Raw genomic sequence first — 22,005 nt, 5'->3', positions numbered from 1 at the left:
CCATTGCACTTCTGAGCAGCAACTCTTGTTCCTACATTCGGTTACCTTTGTAACCATTGCCGCCCTGCGCGGTTTATCTGGTCCGGCCGATACTGGTTCGGTCGACTTTCTCCCGCTTGTCTCCAAGTCTTTCAAACATGGCTGAACAACTCACTGCCCCCGCTGCGCCGGTTTCTATCTACGCCGAAGCCAGCCCCAACCCCGAATCCATGAAGTTCGTGCTCAACACCCAGCTCCTGACGGAGGGCGTGAGCGTGGACTACCCGAACCTGGAAGCCGCCGCCAATTCGCCGCTGGCCCAGGAGCTATTCAACTTCGATTACGTGGGCCGCGTGTTCATCGCCCAGAACTTCGTGACCATCACCAAAACCACCGAGCACCAGTGGGCCCAGCTCATTCCTGAGCTGCGCACTTTCCTGAAGTCGTACGTGGAGGCGGGTGGCCCCATCTTCACCGTAGACCCCGCCGCCGAGCAGCGCGCCGCCCAACAGGCTGCCGCCACCGGCGACGCTTCGGAAGCTGATCAGCAAACCAGCCAGAAAATCATCGACCTGCTCGATAACTACGTGCGCCCCGCCGTGGAGCAGGATGGTGGCAACATCACCTTCAAAAGCTACCACGAAGGCATCGTGACCGTGAACCTGCAAGGTTCCTGCTCGGGCTGCCCTTCGGCTACCGTGACCCTGAAGTCAGGCATCGAAAACCTGCTTAAGCGCATGGTGCCCGAAGTAAAAGAGGTAGTAGCTGAAGGCGTAACCGCCAGCTTCTAAACTTTCTAATCGGAAGGATTGCGTAGCATTAGCTAGGTAGTCCGGTATACAAAAGCCCAACCGTCAGGTTGGGCTTTTGTATGTAACAGCGGGTAGGTTTCAACGTCGGGCTAGGGGAGCAACCAGGTAGCCGACCGTATTTTCGGAGTAGTATGAATTGCCCACAAAAAAGCCCGACCAGATGGCCGGGCTTTTTGCTTCCGATAGTCAGCGCGCGTCTAAGCGTGAATCGGTAAGTTACACTTGTGCGGTGCTCAACTTGGGAGCATCGGCGTCGGTAGAAGTGTTCAGGCGCTCCTTTTCCTTACGGCCGTAGGTATCCAGGATCAGCGGCGCGGCAATGAACAGCGACGAGTAGGTACCGAAGATGATACCGATAATCATGGCGAAGGAGAACGAACGTAGGGTTTCGCCACCAAAAATGTAGAGTACCACCATCACCAAGAATACCGTGGTAAACGTAATCATAGTGCGGGAGAACGTGCTGTTCAGGGCCGGGTTTACTACCTGCGCGAAGGTGAGGTGCTTGTTCTCACGCAGGTATTCCCGGATTCGGTCGTAGATAACGATCGTATCGTTCATGGAGAAACCGATGGTCGTCAGCACGGCCGCCACGAATACCTGGTCCATCTCGTAGTTCAGACCGAGGGCCCGGGCAATCGGGAAAGAAGCAATTACGATGAGAGCATCGTGGAACAGAGCCACAACTGCTGCCATTGAGTACTGCCACTTTTCGAAGCGCAGCAGCACGTACACGAAGATGGCCAACAAAGTCAGGCCCAGGCTCAGCACCGAGGTCCGCTTGATGTCATCGGCAATGGTAGCGCCTACTTTCGAAGAGCTCTTGATGGTCGGGTTTTCGGCGCCATACTTGGCCTTCAGGCCCGTTAGCAGCGCGGACTGCACCTTGTTATCAGCTTCTACGCTTTCGTCCGAGGCCAGGTAGCCAGTCGTAATGCGCAGGCGGCTGTCGGAGCCAAAGGTTTTGGCTTCTGTGCCCGCACCGCCGAAATACTGGTTGGTGAGCAGGTCGCGCACATCAGAGGCTACTACCGGCTTGTTGAAGTCCACGATAAACTCGCGGCCACCACGGAAGTCTACGCCCAGGTTGGGGCCGCCTTGCATGGCCATCAGGCCGAAACCGATAAGGATGAATATCGTCGAGAAGGCATAGGCAATCTTACGCTTGCCCACGATGTCGAGGTTGATGTTCTTGAACAGGTTGCGCGAAATCGAGGTGCTGAAGCTCAGCTTGGTGTTGCCGTTCTTCACCATGCGCTCAATGATAAGGCGCGATACGTACACGGCCGCCAGGAAGGAGGTAAACACGCCGATACCCAAGGTAATGGCGAAGTTTTGTACCGGACCCGTGCCGAAGAAGCCCAGAATCAGGGCAATAATCAGCTGGGTTACGTTGGAGTCGAAGATGGCGGTAGTAGCGCGCGAATAGCCTTTGTTGATGGCATCAGTAGGCGAGAGGCCGTGGTCCAGTTCTTCCCGAATCCGTTCGAAAATCAGTACGTTGGCATCCACCGAGGCCGCAATTACCAGCAGCAAGCCCGCAATACCTGGCAAAGTCAGGGCGAAGGACAGCTGAGCCAGCACACCCATAATCAGGAACAGGTTGAAGAGCAGCACAGCATCAGCTACCAGACCAGCACGGCCATAGTACACGGCCATGAACAGCATGATGATGGCCAGACCGCCAATTACTGAGTACAGCCCCTGGTTGGTAGCTTCCCGACCCAGCGAGGGGCCTACAATAGCTTCCTCTACAATGCGGGTAGGAGCAGGCAGCTTACCGGCCTTCAGGATGTTAGCCAGATCCTGCGCTTCTTCGATAGTGAAGTTGCCCGAAATGCTGGAGTTACCGCCGGCAATTTCAGCCTGTACCACCGGAGCCGAGTACACGTTGTCGTCGAGCACAATGGCTACCTGACGGCCAATGTTAGCCGCCGTGAGGCGCTGCCACTTACGAGCACCGCTAGGGTTCATCTGCATCGAAACCTCGGCACGGCCGCTGAGCTGGTCAAAGTCGCCACGGGCGTCGCTGATTACCTCACCGCCAATTGGAGCTTCGGCTTCGCGGCTTTTGCGAATGGCATAGAGCTGCAGGTATTCCTGGCCCTCAATTACGTCGGGTTTCACGCCCCACATGAAGGTGAGGTTGGAGGGCAGCACAGCGCGGGTGTCGGGGCTGCGCAGCACGGCGTTCACGCGGGCCGTGTCGCGGATGTTGGCGCCCAAGGTGCCGGGCATTGTAAACAGGCTGCCCAGTACGTTTTTCTGCGGAGCAGCCGAGTCAGCCTTGGCCGTAGCTGTGGTGTTTTTCTTGGCAAGCTGGCTGGCCAGCGAAGTAGTATCGCCAGGGGTAGCAGCGGCGGCAGTAGCCGTAGTATCGTTGGTGGCGGTGGCAGGGGTAGCAGCAGCCGTTGTGGCAGCGGCAGTTTCCTTGGCGCTCAGCACTTGGTTGAGCTGGTTGAGGTAGGGCGCGAATTCATCCTGACGCCATACTTCCCAGAACTCCAGCTTAGCCTGGCCCTGTACCAGCTTACGCACGCGGTCGGGGTTGTCCACGCCGGGCAGCTCAATCTGGATGCGGCCCGTGCCTTTCACCCGCTGAATGTTGGGCTGGCTGGTGCCGAATTTGTCGATACGGGTACGCAGGATGTTGAAAGAGCGGTCAATGGCTTCTTCTACTTCCTTGTTGATTTCACCGATTACCTTCTCATTGGTCGAGTTGATATCGATGCCGCGGCTCTTGTTAGTGGTGTTAGCAAATACGCGAGCCAGCTTGTCGTTGGGCGCTACGCTGCGGAACGACTGCGCGAACAGGGTAGTAAACGGCGTTGAAGGATTGGTTTTACGCAGCTCCTGTGCCTGGTCGATGGCCTTGTTGAACACCGGGTCCTTGGAGTTGCCGCTCATAGCGCGCACGATTTCCACCGGCGAAACCTCCAGCGTTACGTGCATACCGCCGTTCAAATCCAGACCCAGGCCCAGCTCCGATTGGCGCACATCTTTGTACGTGAGAGGTCCAAATACTGGGGCACGCCACACCGAGTCGAGGTAGTGCTGCCGCAGCTTTTCGTTGATCTGGCCGCTCCGCGAGGCGTAGCGCGCCGCATCCTTCTGCACTCCGCGCGACACGAGGGTCAGCGAGAGGAAGTAGATGCACAACGCCGACACCAGAAGCGTCAGCGTAATGATTAGTCCTTTATTACGCATGAAATAGTGAATTAATGTCCGGTAGGGAAGGGGCTGATGCGCGGAATGGGGCCCCAAAGCAACGTAGTGAGCGAACGGCCGCTAAGCGGACTTACATGGCTGATACCTGCATCAGAGGGCTACCAGCATTCAACTACAACAGCACGAAACGGCCCCGGCCGCTAGGGAGCCTGGGGCGAAAGGGCGGCTACCAGCAGCCGCGCCCGGAACCAATCCGGTACGGCGCTGGGCAGAGGGCGCGGCCCCTTGGGGCGAGCAGTAAGCCATTGCGCACTAGGTAGTTCTAGTGGCTGGGGCAACCATGCATCGGCCGCTGGAGCCACGAAGAACCCCAGCGGAGAGGTGGCCTCTAGGCTTACCCGTTGCTTTACTACCGCCGCCCGTGGCCCCGCAGCTACGCGGGTAGCGCCGCCCGCAGGCAGCACCCGTAGCGTAGCCACAGCCTGGTGGTTCAGCCCCAACACCATCAGCACGGTGGCTGTGATGAGGGCAAAACGCAAGCGGGATAAAATGGTGGGGAAGGAAAGCAACGTGTTCGGGGTAAGAGCTACAAATATAGCTTTTTGCCGTGGGTGGGGCAACCGTGTTTGGGCGGTAGGCCAGGGCTACGCTAAAACGGGTTTTTCCGAGGCGAAAGGAATCGGAAGTTTACCGTTTAAAACAGTAAACCCAGATTGCTCCCGCCTCAGAATAACGCGTTCTGACGGTTACATCAACTCCTCCAGAGGGTAGCGGGCTTGGCTCCAGAACTCGTCGAGGGCCAGCAGGCGGGGCTTGAAAAACGAAATCAGAGCGGGCCAGTCTTCGCGGTTCAACGGGCTCACGCCGCGTAACTCTTGCTGCACCCGGCTCAGGAGCTGGCCGTTTTCTTCGGCTTCCGGCTGCCAGTCCCAAGTTTGGCCCGGCACCGGGGGTAGCATGTTCTGCAATGCCAGTAGCTGCTCATAGTGCAGGGCCCGGATATCGGTGTCGGGGTGGGTAAGCTCCAGCCCGACGGAGGCGCGGCGGTCTTCGGTGCGCATGCGCAGCTGCACGTGCTTAAGACCGGTGCGGTAGTTAATCCAGTTGATGGTCTCACCTTCGGCAGAAGGCACCGGGGCCATATACTGGCCAAAGGTGGTCCAGAAGGCCTGGCGCAACTGGGCGGCTTCGGCTTTGCTGTACATGAGGGGGTAGTGAATTATTGAGCCGTACGGCTGGCTTCTACCTGGCTGCGCAGAAACGATACCAGCACATTCAGCCCCTTATCGAAGTGGCGATTATTCGGGATGATAATGTCGGCGTCGTGCTTGAAGGGCTTGATGTACTTCTCGTAGGTAGGCGCTACGTGGTTGGTATAGCGGTAGAGCACATCCTCCAGGTCGTAGCCCCGCTCGTCCCGGTCGCGCACAATGCGGCGCTGCAGCTTCACGTGTTCCCGGGCATCGATGTACACCTTCAGATCAAGCAGCTTGGCTACTTCTTCAAAGTAAAACACGAAGATGCCTTCTACTACTACAATGGGCGCGGGCCGGAACACCAGCTCGGCGGGCACCACATTCGGGTTGTTAAAGGTGTACTCCTGGCGGCGCACTTCCAGCCCCTGGCTGATGCGGAGCACATCGGCGGCGTAGGCCTGAGAGTCGATGCTGCTGGGCAGGTCGAAGTTGGTGACGCCTTGGGAGTCCACTTGCTGGGCTTCCCGGGGGTGGTAGTAGTTGTCCTGCGAAATCAGGCAGATTTCTTCTTCGGGAAACGAGGCCAGCAGCCGGCGCAGAAACGTAGTTTTGCCAGAGGCGCTGCCGCCCGTAATTCCGACGATGAAAGGGTGTTGCATGGAGGTGGGAATAGGCCCGTACCGGCGGGGCCAACCCTGCAAAAGTAAGAAATCTAGCCGAGGGCCGGCGGTGAAATAGTGAAATGGTGATTCGGTGAGGTAGTGAATGAGGGATTGAGTGAGGTAGTATTCGGGCGAGCATGTGGCACAGCAAGCCCGTGTCGACGCCATCCTTCCCCTTTTTTGCCCCGTGCCCAATAAAGCTGAAAAGCCCTTAACGCTAGCATAAACGTCAAGGGCTTCTCCTATTCTAGAGGGGTAGCACGTTGGTCGAGGCGGATGGCGTCGTTCTGCATCCTCGTCAGAACAACTTATTCAATCAGCTCACCGAATCACTGTTTAAAAACTGAACCAGCCCGGCAACGGCGCGGGCCCGGTGACTGATGGTATTTTTCTCCTCTATACTCATTTCCGCGAAGGTGCGGCCGTCGCCTTCGGTAGGCTGAAAAACGGGGTCGTAGCCGAAGCCATCGGCCCCACGCACTTCCTCGGTAATCAGGCCTTCTACGGCGCCGGCAAACTCGTGCACTTCGCCCCCGGGCAGCACGAGGGCCACTACCGTCCGGAATTGGGCCGTGCGGTTAGGCAGTCCTTGGAGTTCGCGCAGCAGCTTGGCCACATTGTCGGCGGCCAGGCGCTGGGGGCCAGCATACCGGGCCGAGTACACGCCCGGCTCCCCGTTCAGGGCGGCTACTTCCAGGCCGGTATCATCGGCAAAGCAGGCCACGCCATAATGGTCCCACACGTACTGAGCTTTCTGGCGGGCATTGCCTTCCAAGGTGTCCTGGGTTTCGGGCAGCTCCTGCTGGCAACCAATGTCGGCCAGGCTAAGCAGTTCTACGGAGGGAGGGAGCAGCGGACGTATTTCGTCTAGTTTATGGGCGTTGTTCGATGCAAAGCAAAGACGCATAGGAAAGGGTAGGGAAAGAGCGGGAAGTAGAAACGCGGGGCATACCTGGGCAGGGGCTCCGCGGTATTCTACCGGAACATCGATTTAATGGTTCCCCAGGAACGGCTCAGCACCTCAGCACCCGGTGCGGAGCTGGCGGTTGTTGGCAGCAGACGGGCGGAATGGGCCTGTAGGAGCCTATTGGAAGCGCCATAAACCAACGCTGTACCTAGTAGAAGTAGCACTATTAGCGTAGCAAGGCGGAACATAGCATATGGGTAGAAGGTAAAGAAAGCGGGGTAAGTATACGCAAGCTGTACCGGAAACCAGAAGCCAAGCAGGTTATGGTTATGCTACGAAGGAAAAGATCAAAAGCGCTTTTGAAATCCGGACGTAACATGTACTTTTGCAGTCCCTTCCGCAAAATCGGCAGGCACCCAGGTACAAACGGCACTACGACCATGAAAAAAGACATCCACCCCGAGTACCGCGAAGTGGTATTCCAGGATACCTCTAGCGGCTTCAAATTCCTGACCCGCTCGACGATGAACTCCAGCGAGACCATCACGATGGAAGACGGCAAGACTTACCCCGTTATCAAGGTGGAAGTTAGCTCGGAGTCGCACCCCTTCTACACCGGCAAAAACGTACTGCTCGACACGGCTGGCCGCGTAGAGAAGTTCATGAACCGCTACAACAAGAAGAAGTAAGTTCTTCCTCTCTGTTAGCTAGCAGCTTGGCGCTAGTAGCCCAGATAGAAACTCCCTTCCGCACACGGAGGGAGTTTTTTATTTGCCAATTTTGACGTCAGCTTTCAATTTTTCGATTCAGCTGACCGCCCTGCTTAGCTACTAGCTGACAGTTTCATTCCGAATATCATGCACGTTCTGCTTTTCGACGACCCCGCCATTCGGCCTCATCTGCTGCCGTTTACCTTCACCCGGCCCGTAGCAGCCCTGCGCTGCGGCATCCTCACGCTGGCCGAAAAGTGGCAGCGCCGGCTTGGTGTGGAGCAAGTGGGCTACCTCACGGAGGCATACCTACAAGCCAAATTTCCAGCCGGCAACACCCAGGGACCGGCCTTGGTCATCAACGGAGCCATCTGTCCCGACGACCTGCTGATGCAACAGGTGCAGGCCCTGGCTCCTGGCGAAGCGCTGTTCGATGAGGAAATGCTGGTAGCTGCCCACTTAGCCGATGCTGCTCAGGTAGCCGAGCTGATTCAGGACGGTTTCCAGAAGACCCGGGAGGTAGCCGAGCCGGTAGTGGCGGTGAAAGAACTATGGCACTTATTCTTAAAAAACGGGGCCGAAATTCGCCGCGACTTTGACCTAATTACGAAAGGGCGCGAGTCGGCACCGGTAGGCGATGCACATACCATCGTGTACGCCCCCGAGAACATCTTTATTGAGCCGGGTGTGAAGATTCGGGCCGCCATTCTCAATGCTGAAAACGGACCCATCTACCTTGGCAAAAACTCCCAGGTGCACGAAGGCGCCATCATCAACGGGCCGCTGGCCTTGTGCGAGGGCAGCCACATCAACGTCGGGGCTAAAATGCGTGGCGACAATACCGTGGGGCCTTACTCTAAGGTAGGCGGCGAAGTGGGCAACAGCATTCTCCTAGGCTACAGCAATAAGGGCCACGACGGCTACCTCGGCAACTCTGTGATAGGCGAGTGGTGCAACCTAGGAGCCGACACGAACACCTCGAACCTAAAAAACAACTACGCCGCAGTTAAAATCTGGAGCCACGCGGCCGGCCGTTTCGTGAATACCGGACAGCAGTTTTGCGGGCTGATGATGGGCGACCATAGCAAGTGCGGCATCAACACCATGTTCAATACCGGCACGGTGGTAGGGGTAGGGGCCAACATCTTCGGGGCCGGCTTCCCGCGCACGTTTATCCCGAGCTTTAGCTGGGGTGGGGCCGCTGGCTTCGAAACCTTTAAGCTGCCGAAAGCCGCTGAGGTAGCCGAGCGCGTCATGGCCCGCCGTCAGCTGGAGTACGATGCAACCGAGCAGGCCATCATGCAGCACGTGTACGAGGCCACGGCCCAGGACCGGGTGTGGGAGCGGGCCAACTAGGAATGAGGAGTTATCGGATCGAAGATGTACAACTAAAAGGCTGGGAGGCTGAAATTGCCGGCTTATGGCTTGCCGAGAATGATGATTGGCTATTGCTGCGCTACATTCCGGTTGATTATGTGACAGATGGCTATGTGCTGATAGCTAAGCAGCACATAGCATCGCGTATACCGAAGAAGGGACGGACGCAAACAGCGCAAGTTCTGAAACTGAAAGGAGTGAAAGCCGAAGTGCCTTTGAGCTTTGAGTTTACCGACACGGCTGACTTACTGCGCTGGACAGAGCAACAGTACGGCTTGATACACTTTATGGAAGAGGAACAAGGTGTGTTCCTAGGCTGGCTAAACGAGGCTGACTCAGTTCATTTCTGGATTGATACATTGGAACCAGAGGGCACCGTAGCTGTTCGCGAAGCGGATGAGGCTCCCTTCGAGTTACGCCAAATCCGGCTGATAGTATTCGATGACGACTATTCTCAGTCTTTGAAGCTGCTTTGGCAGCACAAGAGCAAGCAGGCTTTAGTAAAATTTAGCGACAACTAGACCTCATGCGTTTTTCCGAGATTCCCGGCCAGCAGCAGGTAAAGCAGGTGCTTATCAGCAGCGTGCGCCGTAACCACGTGGCCCACGCCCAACTGTTTCGGGGGGCTGAGGGTTCGGCGGCCCTGGCCCTGGCGCTGGCCTATGCTACCTACCTGAACTGCGAAAACCGCACGCCCGAGGCCGATGACTCCTGCGGCCACTGCCCGAGCTGCCAGAAAATCGACAAGCTCATCCACCCCGACCTCAACTTCATCTTGCCCGTTACGACTACCAAAACCGTAACCAAGGACGCCATCAGCAGCAAGTTTGGGGCGGAGTGGCGGGCTTTCGTGCTGGAGAACCCCTACCAGGGCCTCAATGACTGGATGCAGCATATTGGGGCTGAAAACAAGCAGGGCAGCATTTCCAAGGAGGAAAGCCTGCAGCTGCTGAAGCTGGTGTCGCTGAAGGCGTTTGAGGCCCGGTTCAAGCTCGTCATCATCTGGCTGCCCGAGCTCATGCACCCCTCGGCGGCCAATGCGGTGCTGAAGCTGCTGGAGGAACCCCCACCAGCTACCGTGTTTCTGCTGGTGAGCTATGCTCCGGAGCAACTGCTGCCTACCATCATCAGCCGGGTGCAGCCCGTGGTAGTGCGCGCATTGTCGGAAGAAGAACTTACGGCCTGGCTGCGCGACGAGCGGCAAGTGCCTGAGGTAAAAGCCCGGCAGCTGGCGCAGCTTACCGATGGCAATATTGGGGCCGCCCTGACAGCGCAATCGGCCACTACCGCCGATACGGACTATTTCGATTTGTTCGCCAAATGGATGCGTACCTGCTTTGCCAACAAGGTGGCGGAAATGCTGGAAAAGGCCGATGAGTTTCAGAAGTTAGGGCGCGAAAACCAAAAGGAGTTTTTACAATATGCCCTCACGCTGCTGCGCAAGGTGCTCTTGTTCGGCCTCGACCCCCAGCTAGTACCGCACTTACCCGCCCAAGAGCAGCAATTCATTCAGGGCTTCAGTCGCTTCGTAACGCCGCGCAACGCCGCGCCAATTACTCAGGAGCTTAACGAGGCCCACTACCACGTGGAGCGCAACGCTAACCCCCGGATGGTGTTTGTTGACGTTTCCTTGCGCGTAGCAGAGCTGCTACGGACCGCGTAACTCAGGGCTTGCTCGGAGCAAAAAAATGGCTTTAGAGGCTGCAAACACAGAAAGTATAGCTTGCTAAAATACTATAGCGGGTGCTAAACCAGCTATAGCCAGCCGTGTCGGCACTGGTTGCCCTATCTTTGTAGGCCGCATGTCCACGAAAAAGAAATTGCCTGGCTCTCAGCCGCCGCGAGGGTAGCTCCGGCCAATGGGCCTGGCGCTGAAGAGGCTGGCAAAGGAAGGCATTGCGCCCTACACCCGCACTATCTGCATTCTGATTTTGAAAACGTCCATTCGCATTGGTACCCGCGGCAGTAAGCTGGCGCTGTGGCAAGCCAACCACGTAGCCGGCCAGCTTACCGCCGCCGGCCTCACCCCAGAAATTGTCATCATCACAACCAAAGGCGACGTGGTGCTAGACCGCTCCCTGGATAAAATCGGGGCTAAAGGAGTGTTTACTGAGGAGCTGGAAGAAGGCCTGCGCACGGGGTACATTGATATTGCCGTGCACAGCGCCAAAGACGTGCAAAGCAGTATTCCCGCCGATCTGGAGCTGCTTGCCTTCATGGAGCGTGAGCGGGTAAACGACGTGGTAGTGAGCTTCGATGCTAGCCTGGACCTGCAGCGGCCCGATCTGGTGCTGGGCACCAGCAGCACCCGCCGTAAGGCCATGTTGCGCCGCTTCCTGCCCCATGCTACTACCGCCGAAGCCCGCGGCAATCTACAAACCCGGCTGCGCAAGCTGGAGGAAGGACAGTACCACGCCCTTGTGCTGGCCTACGCCGGCGTCCACCGAATGGAATATGACGGCCTGATTCGCTACGTACTGCCCGAAACCCAGTACGTACCGGCTACCGGTCAGGGAAGCGTGGCTATTGAGTGCGCCCGCAGCCTGGAGCCAGCACTGAAGGCGGAACTGCACCGAATCCTTGACCACCCAGCCACCCACGCCTGCCTGACCGCCGAGCGTGCCTTTCTGCGCACCATGGAAGGCGGGTGCAGCATTCCGTCCTTTGCCCTGGCTACCCTTTCCCCCGATGGTCAAACTATTCGGCTGCATGGTGGCCTCATCAGCCTTGATGGGCAGGAGTTTATTGAGGAAACTCAAACGGCCTTAGTAGCTGCAGGCGAAGCGCTGGGAGTTCAGGTTGCCGAAACAGTGCTAGCCCGCGGCGGCCAGCACATCCTGGATAGCATCCGCCGGGAGCGGAATGAAGGGTAAGGAGAAAACGCATGCCAAAGAAAAAGGCTGCTCTTGCTGAGGCAGCCTTTTTCTTTGGCATGCGTTTTCTTTTGGCGTGAGCGGCGGCTGCTCCGGAGCGCAGAAAGCATAGACCACCAAGGCCGGAATAGCGCCGCTGGTATCAGCGAACATCCCCTTTTGGGCATCCCAGATGTCTGCCTGGCTACTCAGGAACGCCGCGTCGGCGTCGCCCCCGGCCAGCTCAGCGTACACCCATTCGATCAGCTCGTGGCTCATGGCCACGGTACCGATAACGCAGAGCGGGAACAGGTAGCTACTAGGATGGCTGCGGATAAGCTGATGCTGATTGGTGTACTCCAGCAGGGCGTAGGCGTAGAAGCCTACAGAGAAATGCGGTACCCTATCGTACATGTTGCGCTTAAAGCCAAACAAGTCGTTGAACCGGGCGAATGGTACTTTCTTGAAGGGGTAGTGCCCGCCCATAGTGCGCATGAAGATGAGCATGCGCATCAGCGCGTAGGCTAAATTGGAAAAGTAGCTGTATTTCCTCCGGAATATAGCTGAAGCTTGTTGCCCCTGCTTGGAGCTTTACCACTTAGCCGACTGTGTTGTGGGCGCTGGGGCGTAACCGACGGCCTGCCTCGCCCCTTGCGGCAAAAGCCGCCGTAGATGCTTGGTGTTACGCTGGTTCCCCAGTGGCTGCCCCCTGCCGTTCTAGGCTACAGCTGTAGGTTTGTAGGATCCATATGTCCTGCGGAGTAAGCAAAATATGTAGCTGCGCCAAGGGAAACCCCGTAATTTCGTCCGCAAACTTTCTGACCCTGCTCCCTATGAAATCATTCTTTCGTTACACGCTACTGGTGGGCCTGCTAGTGGGGCTGAGTGCACCCGTAGTAAAAGCTGCCAAAGGACCGCGCAAAAGCAAAAAAGACGAGGTAGTCACCATTACTACCCCTCAGGGAGATATCCGCCTGATTTTATTTGATAAAACCCCGCTGCACAAAGCCAATTTTTTGAAGCTGGCCCAGAGCGGCTTCTACAACGGCACTACTTTTCACCGCGTGATTCCCAACTTCATGATTCAGGGCGGCGACCCTAATTCCAAAGATATGGACCCGCTAAATGACGGCGAAGGGGTGCCAAATGCCCAAATGATTCCGGCCGAAATTCAGCCCGAGTTTACCCACAAGCGCGGAGCCGTAGCCGCAGCGCGCACCCCCGATTTTGTGAATCCGCAGCGGCAGAGCAGCGCCTCGCAGTTTTATATTGTGCAGAACCCCCAGGGCACGCCGCACCTGAATGGTCAGTACACTGTGTTTGGGCAAGTTATCAGTGGGCAGGAAATAGTTGACAAAATTGCTCAGCAACCCACCGCCGAGCGGAACCGCCCCGTCACGGACGTCAAGATGACCATGAAGGTGGAGAAGCTGAGAAAGAAAAAGATTACAGAACTCTACGGCTATCAGTATTAAGCTTGCTCTCCGGCCTCACACGGGGCTGCTTTAATCGCCCATAGCGCTACCTTCATGAAAATTCTGGTTACTGGTTCTAATGGCTTGCTAGGGCAGAAGTTGATTGCTCTGCTCCGGCAGCAGCCCCAGGTAGAGGTAATTGCTACCTCGCGCGGTAGCAACAAGCTAGCGGCGCTGTATCCTGACGTCCGGTTTCTGAGCCTGGATGTGACCGATGCCACGCAGGTAGCCACGGTGCTGGCGCACGAAAAGCCTACCCACCTGATTCATACCGCTGCCATGACCAACGTGGACGAGTGTCAGTTGAATCAGGAGGCGTGTTGGGCGCTTAATGTAACGGCCGTATCGTATCTAGTAGCAGCCTGCCAACGCCACCACATTCACCTCGTGCACATCAGCACCGACTTTGTTTTCAGCGGCAGCGAAGGGCCATTAACTGAGGAAGCCCAGCCAGCACCCATCAATTTTTACGGGGAAAGTAAACTGGCGGCAGAAAAACTAGTGCAGGCCTGTTCTACGCCCTGGGCGATTTTACGCACGGCGCTGGTATACGGGGTGGCACACGACTACGGCCGCACCAATATTGTGCTGTGGGTGCGCGACTCGCTGCAGGCAGGCCGCGCTATCAAAGTAGTTAACGACCAGTACCGGACCCCCACGCTGGCCGAAGACCTGGCGCAGGGGTGTTGGCTGGCGGCGGAGCGCAACGCCACCGGAATTTTTAATATTAGCAGCCATGAGTTGTTTACCCCGTATCAGCTGGCGCAGCAGGTAGCAGCCTTTTTTGATCTGGATGCCAACTTACTGGAGAAGGTAGATGCCAGCACCTTCTCCCAGCCAGCCACCCGCCCGCTTCGCACAGGGTTTATCATTACTAAAGCCGAGCAAGAGCTAGGATTTCGGCCCCGCACTTTCCGGGAAGGAATAGCCTTGCTTGCCAGCCAGACAGAACCTGGTCCTTAGTGACCAGCCGGGAGTAGAAGCATGCGTGGGTTAAGTATCGCAGGGTGTCAGCAGGGAAAAGTAGCTGCTCAAAGCCGTTACGCAAAAAACCCGCAGACAATGCCTGCGGGGTTTTCACACACCTATTGCAACAACCTGAGAGTAGTAGGGTAGCATACGAGCAGATGCACGTACCCTCTACTATACGTTCCATTTTATTAAATCCTTTCTACCCGGCAGCAAACGGAAGACTACCATGTATAGCCTGATTTGCTGAGCGCATCCTGTCGGACACTTGATTGCCTCGTTTGGGAAAGCCCCCGAACCCGTAGTCTAAGGAACTGAGCGGAGAAGGTTCCTGAATACAGCGGGGACCTTCTGAACTAGCTCAGCAGAGCAGGCAGTACCTATCGTGCTACCTGTTCCACATGACAATATTAGTAGATACCATAGGGGGCTGTAAAGGACACTATACTGAAAATTGTGACTTGTATTTTGTAGATATAAACTTGAGGTAAGTGGTAGCGGTGCGTAAGCTGCAGTTGTAAAATAAAGCGTAGGCGGCTGAAAAATACCGTTTTGAAATGATGAAAATAGATGAGGTTGTATTTAGGTGAGAAGATTATTGCTTGTATTTGTGACATCCATGCGGTCTTGCAACCAGCGGGATAAAACGTGCAAACTTAGCAGGGTAACGATTAAGGCCAAGCCTGGCCAAACAACCAGCCACCACGCCGTAGGTGCCTGACGGACAGCCGATAAGATACGTCCCCAACTTGGTGTTTCCGGTGCCAGCCCGATGCCCAGGAACGCCAGCGTTGTTTCCAGGCTAATTAGGGCGGCTACTGTCATCGGGAAACGTACTGCTGCTACTTGCCAGGTATTGGGCCAGATGTGACGCCGTAAGAGCTGTAGATCTGTAAGTCCGGTCATCCGGGCGGCTTCGAGGTAGGGCTGTACTGCTACTTGCAAGGTAGCAGCTCGCATAAGCCGGGCCGGAGTAGTCCAGCAAGTTAAAGCCAACAGGCTTACGATGCCGCTAACGGAGGGCCGCTGCACAGAGGCGACAGCAACTACTAAGAGCAGAAGCGGAATAGAGTCCAGTAGGGCACTGCATGCGGAGAGAGCAGCATCAAGCGGCAGGAAGTGAGGCTGCCGGCCCCACCGGGTGCGCCGCAGCAAGGCCTCTAGCGAACCTGCCAGCAGCAGAAAAAGCGCGCCTAGGATAGGAAAAGCAGCTAACTGTGCCCAAAATAGGAGGCCGCTCGTCAGCAGCCCAGCTCCTGCTACTGCCCGCGCTCGGGTGAGAGCTAGTCTGTTGCCCCAAAAGCCGGCCGCGCTACCGAGCCCAGTTCCAAGCAGCAGTGTTAGCAAGGCAGCGGGTACGCTAATAAGAACTACAGTACGGCTACCCTGCAGCAAGGACCACCCCACATCCAGGCCTTGTGGATCGGTGCCCAGCCAGTGCGGAGCCTGGAATGGCGGGTAACCGGCCCGGGCCAGGTCCGGAATGGGTACGGTAGTGGGCGTCGCCCAAGCCGCCAGGATTATCAGCAGCAGCCAGCCCCCGGCTATACCTGCCAATCCAGGTGATACTCGGGAGCGACTCATACCTGAACCCGAATTCGGGGATCAACTACCCAGTACAGAATATCGGCTACCACCTGGGCTAGCAGCCGGACCAGTGCTACTAGGCCAATGGCTCCAATTAGTACGGGATAATCCTGCGTGGCGGCAGATTCAGCCAGCAAACGTCCCATGCCCGGGAGAGCAAATAACAGCTCTACCACAGTGGAGCCCGCCACTAGATTGGGTAGCAACTCAGTAAGCAGGGCCAGGGTAGGCAGCAGGGCGTTGCGCAGGCCATGATGCCAGACCACGCGGCTGACGCTGCTGCCTTTGGCCCGGGCAGTAGCAATGTAAGGTCGGTGTAGCTCTTGTTGCAGGGCACCATCCAGCTGTACCGCCAATCCTGGCAGCGTTACCAGCACTAAGCTCAGCGTTGGCAGTACCAGAAAGTACAGTAGTCGGCCTGGCTGCTGCCACCAGGAGGCCTCCAAATCCTCCAGGCCAAGACCGAAAGCGGGAAACCACGCCAACACGTCGGGGTTTGCTAGCAGCAGCAGCAGGGTAGTGGCCGTCAGAAACAAGGGGGCAGCTTGTAAGCCGTGGAGGCTAAGTAGGCCCATGCTGCGCCAACTGGGACGTACGTTCATCCAGACCACTATGCCCCAAGTGAGACCTATACTGCAGACGGCCGCCAGTACAGTTAAGGGCAGGGTGTAGAGCAGTGAGCGGGCAAGCAGCTCCGTTACCGGGCTTCCATCCCGGTAGGAGGTACCCAAATCGCCCTGAACTGCCCGAGTCAGCCAGCGGTGGTACTGGTTGCGTACCCCGTTCCAGCGCCACGAAGGCCGCCACGTGGTAGCGGAATCAGGTGTTATATAAAACAGCGGCACATCCAGCCCGTAGCGCTGCAACAGCTGCTGCGTAAGGCGGGCCCGGCGAGCAGCGGGCAGCGGCCGGCTGCTATTCTCCAGGGAGCTACGCAGGAAAGCAGCGGAGTCAGTATAAGCGCGGCTGATAAGAAACAAGGAAGAAACGGTCAGCCAGCCGGCTATTGCCGTGCGGGCCACATAGCGCAGCAACGACCTTCCAGGCATACGGGTCAATGAAGAGGTAGGGGGCGGATGCGGGCTGCCTCATACCCGGGCTTGATGCCAGTAACCGGAATAGGCCCTAGCGCGCGCGCGGCGGCTACGCGGTACTTTAGAAAGTAAAGAACCGAAAAGGGCCGCTCCGTAGCGAGCAGCCGCTGAAATTTGCGCAACAAAACAGCTTTCCGGGAGGAATTGCGCGTGAGAGCAATTTCTTCAATCAGCCGGTCGGACTCGGGGGTAGCAAACCCGGTGAAGTTGCTCACGCCCACACTGCTTGAGTGCAAAAGAGAAGTAAAGTTATACAGAAACGGATTACCCGACAGGTTGCTGATGAGCATATCAATGTTACCTGCTTCCTGCTGCCGGTTCAGCAAGGAGGACTCCGTTGGCTGCAGCTCCACGGCAACGCCCAAAGCGGCAGCAGCCCCCCGGAACTGTAGCGCAGCCGTCTCGAAGCTTGGTTCACCCGCCCGGTAAGCAACTTGCACAGCTAATGGGGTCAGGCGCCCAGTGGCGTCGCGCCGTTGCCAAGAACCATTCGTCTGACGTTGCCAGCCCGCCTGCTGCAAAAGTTTCAAGGCGGTAGCAGGGCTAAAATCCGGTAAAGGAAGACTATCGTTGTAGTACTGCCTCAGGCGTGGGCTGATAAGCCCAACGCTAGGGTAGGCGGCTCCCTGTTGGGAAGCCTGAATGAGGGCTGGAATATTGAAAAGATGCGTCAGTGCCTGGCGGGTTAGCCGGTCATGCAAGGCAGGGTGACGCACGTTAAAGCTGGCCGTCAGGAACTGGTAGGAATCAGTCGTGTAAAACCGTAAGCGAGCTGAATCAGTGGGCGAATGCTGCAGGCGAGTGAACTCGCCCGCCGGCATCAGAGAATACAGGTCTAGTTCGCCCCGGCGGAGGGCTAGCGTAGCCGTGGCGGCGTCCGGGATGATTTGAAAGCTCAGGCGGGCAGGAAATGCCTGGAGGGGTGGGGGAGGAGCCGGAAGCTTATCGGCCCACCAGTTGGGCTTGCGCTCCAGGGTAAGGGCGCGGCCACTCTGCCACTTCACTAACCGATAGGGGCCGCAGCCTGGCAGCCGTTCCGGATGGCGCGCCAGTTCCAATGCCTCGTAGCGGCGGGCAAATTCGGCCACCACGCTCGGGGGCTTCTGCGTCCGTAAGTGCTCTAGCGAAATAGGGCGCAGTGTGCCCCGTGGATCTAGCGCGTATTCGGGCAAGATGGAGTAGTCTCCGGAGGAGCCTACCTCTTGCTGCGTGCATAGTAAAGTAAACCGGCGGGAGTCCTGCGGGTCTAGGATAATATCCCGGATAAACCCAAACTGAGCCTGTGCTAGCTCAATGGGTAGGCCGGGGCAGTTCATGACCTTCAAGGTGAAGGCAACATCGCGCGCGAGAATTGGGGAGCCGTTATCCCAAGTAGCTTCCGGACGAATTCGGTAGGTGATGTGCAGCAGCGAGTCATTCACGACCCGAGTGGTAGGCAGGGATTCTGCCAGCCACGGCACATAGCTTAAGGTAGAGTCGTTGCCTTGCAGCAGGCTGCAGTGCAGTAGGTTTATGGTTTCGTAAGCGCTAAGGTTGCTTACAATAAGCGGATCCAGATTATCCGGGTCGCGGGCCCAGCGAATGCGCACCGTGGAGGGAGACGTATTGGCAGGAGGGGTAGAGCAGGAAGATAATCCTGCCCATACGAGCAAAATCAGACCGGAAAGAAGTTGCTTCATGAACGGGTAACCGCACGGAGAATTCGGTCTGGCAAGTTACCACGTTTTTAGGAGGAGAAATTAGCAGACCGCAGTAACAGCATGCTTGTACCCATCGCCCCAACCGCCCGTGCCGTGTTCAGCGGCCAGATAGCCGTCGCCCCAACCACCGGTACCGTGCTCACCTACTGCCAAGTAGCCATCGCCCCAGCCACCGGTACCGTGCTCAGCTGCAGCCAAGTACCCATCGCCCCAGCCACCGGTGCCATGTTCAGCTGCAGCTAAATAGCCATCGCCCCAGCCGCCCGTGCCATGCTCGGCAGCGGCCAGGTAGCCGTCGCCCCAGCCGCCGGTACCATGTTCGGCCGCGAGGTAGCCATCACCCCAGCCGCCCGTGCCATGTTCCTGAGCAAGGGAGGGAGCAGTAGTGGTTACTGAATGGTGGGTAGGCGCAGAAGCAACGAAAGAGAAGCTGGCAATCTGCAGGAGAACGAGGGCGAGGGACTTTATCATGACTTGGAATTGTTTGTGGTTCAAGTAATTGAATGACACAAAGGTGAACTCCAAACCAGCCCGCGTAAAGGAAAGATGCGGCGTAAATGTGACGCTAAAAATGAGCAGTTTGCCCCCGTGGCAAAAGACTCGAAAGAGGCCTTAAGTAGGGTTTGAGCTAGATTAATTAAAATTTTTCGTGGACATAAGTAAGCTCTCTGTGACTTGTTTCAGCACAAAAAAATATACCATTCCAACTACAAAGATTTACCCGGCAATGAATAGTAGTAAAGGCTAAGTATTTAATTTTTGTGACGCGTGTTTTGAGTTGAAAACATTGCGTTAATTAGCGCTAATAGCTTAATAATCGCACTATCAGCATGGATGAACTAGTTACTTTAGTAAAAATTGTGACCGACCGGCGGCTAGCGGTGTTGCCTTTTCTTGACTTCTCGGCCCGCAACGGGGTCAGCAAAGACTTACAGTTGGTGCGCCTACTGGAAGACGACCCGAATGTGACTCAAAATAAGCTGGTGAAATCATTATACGGCGGTGTCGATGAAAGAAACCAGACTGCTTTCCGCAAGCTGAAGTCACGAGTGCAGCAAAAACTGCTTAATCACCTGTATTTCCTGGACCATACGGATATTCGGCATATTGTGTCCCGGCGGCACGAGCAGCACTGCCTGGGCCTGCTGCACCAAGCCAAGATTTTGAGCGGGGAATCAGAGTACAAGCTGGCTGAACGACTCTACCGCAAGGCCCTGACAGTGGCCTGCGAAGCGGAGCTTACCCAGTACGCGGTAGTGTGCGCCCGCATGCTGCGCATACTATACGCTGAAACGCGCAACCAGGCACGCTTTAAAGCAATGAGTAAAAAGCTAGCGGAACTGCAAAAGCTTTTAGCCCTGGAGGATGAGGCCGAGGAACTGTACTACGAGATGAAAGTGGTGCTGCAGCACAAAGTGCGCTGGCGGCAGGGTTTATTAAAGCAGTTGCCGGCCCAACTAGAACGCCTGGAGGCTATCCATAAAAAGGCCAAGAGCTATAATACCTTTCACTTCCTGTATGTCACAAAAATGTCAAAGGAAGAGCTGAGCGGTAATTACGAGGAAATCATCCGGCTGACAGCCGCCACTGAGAAGGCGCGCAAGCAGGGCAAAATCAACGAGAGACGCTTTGATAAGCGGTTTAACAACTACATGAGCGTGTACGCTCACTTGCGGACCCGACAGGCCAAGAAAGGCTTGATATTGGCTGAGGAGTACTTTAAGGATTTCCATTACTCCTCGGGTAACTGGTTTTACTACCTTGAAACCTACCTGCTGCTGGCCATGCACGCCGGCCAGTACGGGCAAGCCCACGACCTCTTGCAGCAGGCCCGAAAAAACCCCTACCACCGCAAACAGCGCTCCGCTGCGCAGCAGCGCTGGGAGCTATACGAGGCCTACATCCAGTTCGTGCGCCCTGAGCCCTCGCCGCTTAAAATGCGCCACTTTGCGCAGTTCGTTCAAACCGTACCCGATTACAGCCGGGATAAGCAAGGCTATAACGTGGCCATTCTGATTCTGCAGTTTCTGTATTTCCTGCGACGGCGCGACATTGAGGGCCTGCTGGCGCGCTTGGAGGGGCTGCGTAAGTACGAGCAGCGCCACCTGCGCGACCCGGCGACGCTACGCAGCCAACTCTTTTTCCGTATGCTACTGATGACGGTAAAGGAAAACTTCGTGCCCGAGGCGTGCGAAAAGAAAGCCGCGCCGTTGCTAGAGCGGCTCCAAGCTGCCCCGCAGCCCGGGGAAGCCTATGGCGAAATTGAGATTATCCCTTACGAAGACCTTTGGACACTAACGCTGAACATTCTACGCCAACTGGCCGCAGCGCAAGCTTCTGCCGAGCAGGCCGCTCGTGCCCGCGTTGGGTAAATCATAGAGCGTTCTTTTCGGTGCCATCAGAAAGTGAAAAGGACGGAGAGGGGGAATGGTGTTGCCGCTAACGCCGGGTGGCCGTCCTTGCTGAGCTAGCTGTGGCAGCGTGAAGCAGCACTACTCGCTTGACCGCGGCTGGTGGAGGGGCAACCTTGCCCGACCTACGGCTGGAGCAACGGGAGCCGTTGGCTTTTAGAGAGAAACTGGCATGCGTACGGCCGCTGGCAGCACGGGTAGCGCTGCTACTGCGCAGTAATCAATATGCTCTTCAGTGGGATAATGCAGCCCCGGCCAGTAGTGCGCAGGGTATTCGGCAGCATGGCCGGAGCGTTGGCGTACACCTGCCTGAACTAATGGGGCTTGAGTTCCGGGTAAGGTAAGCCGGCAGCTACTGGGCCGCGCGTTTCTACCGCAAAACCAGGGGAGGAACGGTTGGCAGACAGAGCGGCGCTTATGGCCAAAAGGGCCACTAGGGCGCTCGACTAGTCATTGCGTGAGCCGAACCGTGGTACTGGTGTTCAGGGTACTACTACCACAGTGCGGCTCACGCAATGACTGGTCGGGCAGGCATCGGGGCCGTTGCCGCGCAAACTCATCCGGATGGCGTACTGGCCAGGGCGGCGGAAGGCGTGCTGCACGAGTCGGCCATTGGTCACGTATCCGTCCCGAAAATCCCAGAGCACCACTACGTTCTGACACAATGGTAGCTGCGAATCCAGGGCGTCAAAGGTAACGGGCTGGCCTACCCGAACGGTATCAGTGGGAGCAGCGCGGAAATTGAGGACAATTTCCCGGGTAAAATCGACGGGAATTAGTTTTTCGGCACGGCGCACTTCGCCGGTGGCTTCCTCCACTACGTCAAGCTGAACGGTATAGAGCTTGCGCTGTTGATAGCAGTGAGAAACCGTTGGACCCGTGAGCTGGGTGCCGTCACCCATGTTCCAGCGGAAGGTAAGCGGCCCAGCCCCGGGGTCAACGGCCCGGCTGGCGTCCAGCTCCACGCACAACTCCGCAACGCGCGGCAGCGGACAGTCGACGCTGAGCGTGTCGCCGGCCTGTTGGGCATAGCCGGCCGGGGCAGCAAGCAGCCACCAACTCAGCACCAGCAGGCAAAACGGCAGAAAACGCAAGCAGCGAGAAAT

20 protein-coding genes are annotated in these 22,005 nt (G+C 56.9%); 9 read left to right on the top strand and 11 right to left on the bottom strand.

Going from position 1 to position 22,005, the window contains the following annotated elements:
- Positions 1–137 precede the first annotated feature (137 nt).
- The gene (locus K3G63_RS11530) at positions 138–770 is read left to right on the top strand and encodes a NifU family protein (RefSeq protein WP_139925793.1); all 633 of its coding nucleotides are present in this window, start codon (positions 138–140) and stop codon (positions 768–770) included.
- Positions 771–1,007: 237 nt separating this feature from the next.
- On the opposite strand, the gene secDF is transcribed toward K3G63_RS11530, so the two are convergent.
- The 5 genes from secDF to rdgB all read right to left on the bottom strand — a co-directional run bounded on the left by secDF (position 1,008) and on the right by rdgB (position 6,724).
- Complete coding sequence (gene secDF, locus K3G63_RS11525; RefSeq protein WP_220614278.1) at positions 1,008–3,998, bottom strand: protein translocase subunit SecDF; 2,991 nt, start codon at positions 3,996–3,998, stop codon at positions 1,008–1,010.
- A gap of 161 nt (positions 3,999–4,159) precedes the next feature.
- The gene (locus K3G63_RS11520; protein WP_220614277.1) at positions 4,160–4,498 is read right to left on the bottom strand and encodes a hypothetical protein; all 339 of its coding nucleotides are present in this window, start codon (positions 4,496–4,498) and stop codon (positions 4,160–4,162) included.
- A gap of 207 nt (positions 4,499–4,705) precedes the next feature.
- Entirely contained in the window at positions 4,706–5,164 is a 459-nt protein-coding gene (locus tag K3G63_RS11515) for a DUF4268 domain-containing protein (protein ID WP_220614276.1), read from the bottom strand.
- A 14-nt stretch (positions 5,165–5,178) separates the two neighbouring features.
- Entirely contained in the window at positions 5,179–5,814 is a 636-nt protein-coding gene (locus K3G63_RS11510; RefSeq protein ID WP_220614275.1) for a uridine kinase, read from the bottom strand.
- A gap of 319 nt (positions 5,815–6,133) precedes the next feature.
- The gene (gene rdgB / locus K3G63_RS11505) at positions 6,134–6,724 is read right to left on the bottom strand and encodes an RdgB/HAM1 family non-canonical purine NTP pyrophosphatase (RefSeq protein ID WP_220614274.1); all 591 of its coding nucleotides are present in this window, start codon (positions 6,722–6,724) and stop codon (positions 6,134–6,136) included.
- A 440-nt stretch (positions 6,725–7,164) separates the two neighbouring features.
- Here rdgB and K3G63_RS11500 point away from each other — a divergent pair, with 440 nt between their 5' ends.
- The 5 genes from K3G63_RS11500 to hemC all read left to right on the top strand — a co-directional run bounded on the left by K3G63_RS11500 (position 7,165) and on the right by hemC (position 11,684).
- Positions 7,165–7,413: a type B 50S ribosomal protein L31 gene (locus K3G63_RS11500; protein ID WP_220614273.1), complete on the top strand. Its 249-nt coding sequence runs from the start codon at positions 7,165–7,167 to the stop codon at positions 7,411–7,413.
- A 168-nt stretch (positions 7,414–7,581) separates the two neighbouring features.
- Complete coding sequence (locus K3G63_RS11495) at positions 7,582–8,790, top strand: GlmU family protein (RefSeq protein WP_220614272.1); 1,209 nt, start codon at positions 7,582–7,584, stop codon at positions 8,788–8,790.
- A gap of 2 nt (positions 8,791–8,792) precedes the next feature.
- Complete coding sequence (locus K3G63_RS11490; RefSeq protein WP_220614271.1) at positions 8,793–9,332, top strand: hypothetical protein; 540 nt, start codon at positions 8,793–8,795, stop codon at positions 9,330–9,332.
- A 5-nt stretch (positions 9,333–9,337) separates the two neighbouring features.
- Positions 9,338–10,474, top strand: a complete 1,137-nt coding sequence (locus K3G63_RS11485; RefSeq protein ID WP_220614270.1) for an ATP-binding protein — start codon at positions 9,338–9,340, stop codon at positions 10,472–10,474.
- 268 nt (positions 10,475–10,742) lie between these two features.
- On the top strand, positions 10,743–11,684 hold the full coding sequence (gene hemC / locus K3G63_RS11480) for a hydroxymethylbilane synthase (RefSeq protein WP_259404423.1): 942 nt from the start codon (positions 10,743–10,745) through the stop codon (positions 11,682–11,684).
- On the opposite strand, the gene K3G63_RS11475 is transcribed toward hemC, so the two are convergent.
- Positions 11,625–12,224 carry a DUF2238 domain-containing protein gene (locus K3G63_RS11475; RefSeq protein WP_310794600.1) on the bottom strand — a complete coding sequence of 200 codons (600 nt, stop codon included), beginning with the start codon at positions 12,222–12,224 and terminating at the stop codon, positions 11,625–11,627. The genes hemC and K3G63_RS11475 overlap by 60 nt on opposite strands.
- 272 nt (positions 12,225–12,496) lie before the next feature.
- On the opposite strand from K3G63_RS11475, the gene K3G63_RS11470 reads away from it, so the two are divergent.
- Positions 12,497–13,138 carry a peptidylprolyl isomerase gene (locus tag K3G63_RS11470; RefSeq protein WP_220614267.1) on the top strand — a complete coding sequence of 214 codons (642 nt, stop codon included), beginning with the start codon at positions 12,497–12,499 and terminating at the stop codon, positions 13,136–13,138.
- Between the two features lie 54 nt (positions 13,139–13,192).
- Positions 13,193–14,101, top strand: coding sequence for an NAD(P)-dependent oxidoreductase (locus K3G63_RS11465; protein ID WP_220614266.1), 909 nt, complete (start codon positions 13,193–13,195; stop codon positions 14,099–14,101).
- A gap of 588 nt (positions 14,102–14,689) precedes the next feature.
- On the opposite strand, the gene K3G63_RS11460 is transcribed toward K3G63_RS11465, so the two are convergent.
- The 4 genes from K3G63_RS11460 to K3G63_RS11445 are packed head-to-tail and all read right to left on the bottom strand — an operon-like array spanning position 14,690 to position 18,959.
- Complete coding sequence (locus K3G63_RS11460; protein ID WP_220614265.1) at positions 14,690–15,691, bottom strand: ABC transporter permease; 1,002 nt, start codon at positions 15,689–15,691, stop codon at positions 14,690–14,692.
- Positions 15,688–16,743: an ABC transporter permease gene (locus K3G63_RS11455; protein WP_220614264.1), complete on the bottom strand. Its 1,056-nt coding sequence runs from the start codon at positions 16,741–16,743 to the stop codon at positions 15,688–15,690. The genes K3G63_RS11460 and K3G63_RS11455 overlap by 4 nt, the downstream gene beginning before the upstream one ends.
- 5 nt (positions 16,744–16,748) lie before the next feature.
- A complete protein-coding gene (locus K3G63_RS11450; RefSeq protein ID WP_220614263.1) occupies positions 16,749–18,467 on the bottom strand; it encodes an ABC transporter substrate-binding protein in 1,719 nt (572 codons plus the stop codon).
- Between the two features lie 60 nt (positions 18,468–18,527).
- Positions 18,528–18,959 carry a hypothetical protein gene (locus K3G63_RS11445; RefSeq protein WP_220614262.1) on the bottom strand — a complete coding sequence of 144 codons (432 nt, stop codon included), beginning with the start codon at positions 18,957–18,959 and terminating at the stop codon, positions 18,528–18,530.
- 359 nt (positions 18,960–19,318) lie between these two features.
- On the opposite strand from K3G63_RS11445, the gene K3G63_RS11440 reads away from it, so the two are divergent.
- Positions 19,319–20,860, top strand: coding sequence for a hypothetical protein (locus K3G63_RS11440; protein WP_220614261.1), 1,542 nt, complete (start codon positions 19,319–19,321; stop codon positions 20,858–20,860).
- Positions 20,861–21,381: 521 nt separating this feature from the next.
- Here the strand turns inward: K3G63_RS11440 and K3G63_RS11435 are convergent.
- A complete protein-coding gene (locus K3G63_RS11435; protein ID WP_220614260.1) occupies positions 21,382–21,993 on the bottom strand; it encodes a PKD domain-containing protein in 612 nt (203 codons plus the stop codon).
- Between the last annotated feature and the right edge of the window lie 12 nt (positions 21,994–22,005).

The organism is Hymenobacter sp. HSC-4F20 (genome assembly GCF_019599275.1).
Taxonomy (GTDB): domain Bacteria; phylum Bacteroidota; class Bacteroidia; order Cytophagales; family Hymenobacteraceae; genus Hymenobacter.
Note: the sequence above shows the minus strand (reverse complement) of the source record. Positions and strands in the feature narration are given on the sequence as shown.

Coding starts and splice junctions, on each gene's coding strand:
- K3G63_RS11530 (WP_139925793.1), top strand. CDS start 138: ATGGCTGAACAACTCACTGCCCCCGCTGCGCCGGTTTCTATCTACGCC.
- secDF (WP_220614278.1), bottom strand. CDS start 3,998: ATGCGTAATAAAGGACTAATCATTACGCTGACGCTTCTGGTGTCGGCG.
- K3G63_RS11515 (WP_220614276.1), bottom strand. CDS start 5,164: ATGTACAGCAAAGCCGAAGCCGCCCAGTTGCGCCAGGCCTTCTGGACC.
- K3G63_RS11510 (WP_220614275.1), bottom strand. CDS start 5,814: ATGCAACACCCTTTCATCGTCGGAATTACGGGCGGCAGCGCCTCTGGC.
- rdgB (WP_220614274.1), bottom strand. CDS start 6,724: ATGCGTCTTTGCTTTGCATCGAACAACGCCCATAAACTAGACGAAATA.
- K3G63_RS11500 (WP_220614273.1), top strand. CDS start 7,165: ATGAAAAAAGACATCCACCCCGAGTACCGCGAAGTGGTATTCCAGGAT.
- K3G63_RS11495 (WP_220614272.1), top strand. CDS start 7,582: ATGCACGTTCTGCTTTTCGACGACCCCGCCATTCGGCCTCATCTGCTG.
- K3G63_RS11490 (WP_220614271.1), top strand. CDS start 8,793: ATGAGGAGTTATCGGATCGAAGATGTACAACTAAAAGGCTGGGAGGCT.
- K3G63_RS11485 (WP_220614270.1), top strand. CDS start 9,338: ATGCGTTTTTCCGAGATTCCCGGCCAGCAGCAGGTAAAGCAGGTGCTT.
- K3G63_RS11470 (WP_220614267.1), top strand. CDS start 12,497: ATGAAATCATTCTTTCGTTACACGCTACTGGTGGGCCTGCTAGTGGGG.
- K3G63_RS11465 (WP_220614266.1), top strand. CDS start 13,193: ATGAAAATTCTGGTTACTGGTTCTAATGGCTTGCTAGGGCAGAAGTTG.
- K3G63_RS11460 (WP_220614265.1), bottom strand. CDS start 15,691: ATGAGTCGCTCCCGAGTATCACCTGGATTGGCAGGTATAGCCGGGGGC.
- K3G63_RS11455 (WP_220614264.1), bottom strand. CDS start 16,743: ATGCCTGGAAGGTCGTTGCTGCGCTATGTGGCCCGCACGGCAATAGCC.
- K3G63_RS11450 (WP_220614263.1), bottom strand. CDS start 18,467: ATGAAGCAACTTCTTTCCGGTCTGATTTTGCTCGTATGGGCAGGATTA.
- K3G63_RS11445 (WP_220614262.1), bottom strand. CDS start 18,959: ATGATAAAGTCCCTCGCCCTCGTTCTCCTGCAGATTGCCAGCTTCTCT.
- K3G63_RS11440 (WP_220614261.1), top strand. CDS start 19,319: ATGGATGAACTAGTTACTTTAGTAAAAATTGTGACCGACCGGCGGCTA.